At 36.1% G+C, this 2954-nt stretch carries 3 protein-coding genes; 1 reads left to right on the plus strand and 2 read right to left on the minus strand.

The window, feature by feature from the left end:
• Positions 1–3: 3 nt before the first annotated feature.
• Both WGMM_RS01715 and pgsA read right to left on the minus strand, forming a co-directional pair.
• Positions 4–945, minus strand: a complete 942-nt coding sequence (locus WGMM_RS01715; RefSeq protein WP_038249159.1) for a hypothetical protein — start codon at positions 943–945, stop codon at positions 4–6.
• Between the two features lie 111 nt (positions 946–1056).
• Positions 1057–1599, minus strand: a complete 543-nt coding sequence (gene pgsA / locus WGMM_RS01720) for a CDP-diacylglycerol--glycerol-3-phosphate 3-phosphatidyltransferase (protein ID WP_038249163.1) — start codon at positions 1597–1599, stop codon at positions 1057–1059.
• Positions 1600–1732: 133 nt separating this feature from the next.
• Here pgsA and WGMM_RS01725 point away from each other — a divergent pair.
• A partial coding sequence (locus WGMM_RS01725) for a malic enzyme-like NAD(P)-binding protein (RefSeq protein WP_038249166.1) occupies positions 1733–2954 on the plus strand: 1222 nt, incomplete at its 3' end.

Here is a 2954-nt window from a genome sequence, read left to right on the forward strand (position 1 = left end):
TTCTTAGGCAATAGCCGGTCCTTCTTCTTTATAACTACGATCAGAACTACCTGCATTTCTTGATTCACCTCGTCCTTCCACTTTTGGATCTTTCAGCGTCTTGCTGTAGGAATGTATAGTTAATACCTGTACAACCATAAAAAGTGCAATACCTATCAAGCCTAAAGTAGGTCCAACAGCAGGATTTAAGGACGATGCTAATGCTATTAACATTATCCTTCTTATTAAAAATACAGAAGAACCAGCAAGCGCCAATCCGGCTACAGACATATTGCTAGTTTTCTTGCTAGATTTCTCATCAAGATCAAACTTTTCTGTTTCCTTTTTCTTATTTTTTTCATGCTTATCAATATAAGAAACAAGAGTTGCAAGAAAGGCAATTGCATTGGCAAGAAATAAAATTGCATTCTCTGCTGCTTCATGTGAAGATGTTTCACCCATTATCATACCTACAATAACCAGTGCAGTTGTTATAGCCTCAATATAGGTCAAACACTGACCTATATCAGAAATATTGTGCTCTTTTTCCTTTACTTCCTCTCCATTTTCAATATTCTTCAACTCTCGTTCTTTTTGTGCTATTTTCCTATTATTGTAAATTAAATATAGCGTACAAATAAGAGATAGGACCATGAAAGGTAACATAGTGTGGCTTAGCGCGCCACTTATCACGCCAAGTAATACCTGATCGCTACATATTTTTTCCAGTTCAATAGCCATAAATAATGCAAATGGAACCATTGTTACCAATGATGCACATTGTCTATATAGTTCTCTTTTTTTTAGTGTTAATAGTTCTTGTTCTAGCCTTTCTCTTTTGACTTCTTTATCAACTGTTGGCCAAAAATCCCAAAAAAACTCTTCTAATGGTTCAAAATCTCTTTTTTTCTTATTCTTTCCTGGAACCTTTTTGGTAGAAGAAAATTTGCCACTAGGTATTTTCATAATATTAACCTAATTAGTTGTAAGTTAATACAATTATACACCTTTTTGCTTTCTGAGTCAATATCACTAAGATATTAACTACTCCTGTCTATTAACTATTTCCTAGGAGATTTAATCAATCTGTTTGATGCCGGCTAGGATATAATTATAGCCTGACCACATAGTTATAATAGCTGCAACCCATAAACAAATCGCACCTGTATATTGAATCATATAATAATCGTTCATTATTAGCGCTACTACAGCAACCATCTGTAGAAACGTTTTAATTTTTCCAGCTTTGCTTACAGGTAGACTAACATTTGTAGCTATCAGAAACTCCCGTAAACCCGAAACTAATATCTCCCGACAGATGATGATAATCGACGGTACTATTGTAAAATCATTTATCTTTTGCTTATAAATTAGCATAATTATCGTTGAAACCACTATTAATTTATCAGCAATTGGATCAAATAGCTTGCCAAACTTTGATTGGACTTTCCACGCACGCGCCAGGTAACCATCAAAAAAATCCGTAATGCATGCAAATATAAAGATTGATATTGTTATCAGGCTTGCGTATTTATTTTCTATATAAAAACTTAATATTATGGCTGGTATTGCAAGTGCACGAGAAATTGTAAGCAAATTAGGCACGTTTTTTTTAAGCATGTAATACCATTCTACGTAGTAGGTAGACTTATACAGAAGTACACCAGAGTTCACAAGCTAATAGTTTACAATTGAACATTCATAAAAACTCCATATACTTAAAAATACAAGCTTAAAATATAAGGATGTAATGATGAACGATGATTTAGATAGTACCACAAAACAAGAGGCACTTAAGTATCACAGTAGAGGTGGTAAACCTGGTAAAATTTCAATCATGCCAACAAAACCTTTATCTACCCAGTATGATTTGTCACTTGCTTATTCCCCTGGCGTTGCAGCTCCGTGTCTTGAAATAGCTAAAAATCCTGAGGTTGTTTATGATTATACGGCAAAAAGCAACTGTGTTGCTGTCATTTCAAATGGTACTGCAGTGCTTGGACTTGGTAATATTGGTCCTCTTGCTTCAAAACCGGTCATGGAAGGCAAAGCTGTTTTATTTAAGCGTTTTGCTGATATTGATGCAGTAGATATAGAAGTTGATACAGAAAATATAGAAGATTTCATCAATGCAGTAAGATATCTTGGACCAAGTTGGGGAGGAATAAATTTAGAAGATATAAGATCTCCCGATTGTTTTATAATAGAGAAACGCCTGAATGAACTGATGGATATTCCAGTGTTCCATGACGACCAGCATGGAACTGCGGTGGTTGTTGCAGCTGGCATAGAAAATGCTCTTGATATTGTCGGAAAGAAATTAGAGGACGTTAAGATCATTATGAATGGAGCTGGAGCAGCCGGTATTGCATGTTTAGAAATACTAAAGTCCATGGGCGCTAAAAATATAGTGCTGTGCGATAAGCAAGGAGTAATATACAAAGGTAGAAACGAGGACATGAATGAGTGGAAGGAAAAGTATGCAATTGATACTTCCGAACGTTCTCTACTTGATACAATAAAAGGCGGTGATGTATTCATCGGACTATCTGCAAAAGATGTGTTAAATGAAGAGATGTTAAAGAGTATGGGCAAAGACCCGATTATTTTTGCTCTTGCCAATCCCGATCCAGAAGTAAGGCCTGAGTTTGCAAAATCTGTAAGGCCGGATGCAATAATTGCAACTGGTAGGTCAGATTACAACAACCAAGTCAACAACGTAATGGGTTTTCCTTATATATTTAGAGGGGCGCTTGATGTACATGCAACAACAATAAATGATGAAATGAAAATTGCAGCTGCAGATGCAATAGCAAAGCTTGCCCGTGAGCCAGTACCAGGTGAGATATCTGCAGTCTATGGCGGTCGTAAAATGAGCTACGGACGTGAATATATAATACCTACTCCATTTGACCCAAGATTAATTTCTATAGTATCTCCTGCTGTTGCAAAAGCCGCAGTTGATTCAGGTGTTG

The sequence above is a fragment of the Wolbachia endosymbiont of Glossina morsitans morsitans genome (genome assembly GCF_000689175.1).
GTDB lineage: Bacteria > Pseudomonadota > Alphaproteobacteria > Rickettsiales > Anaplasmataceae > Wolbachia > Wolbachia pipientis.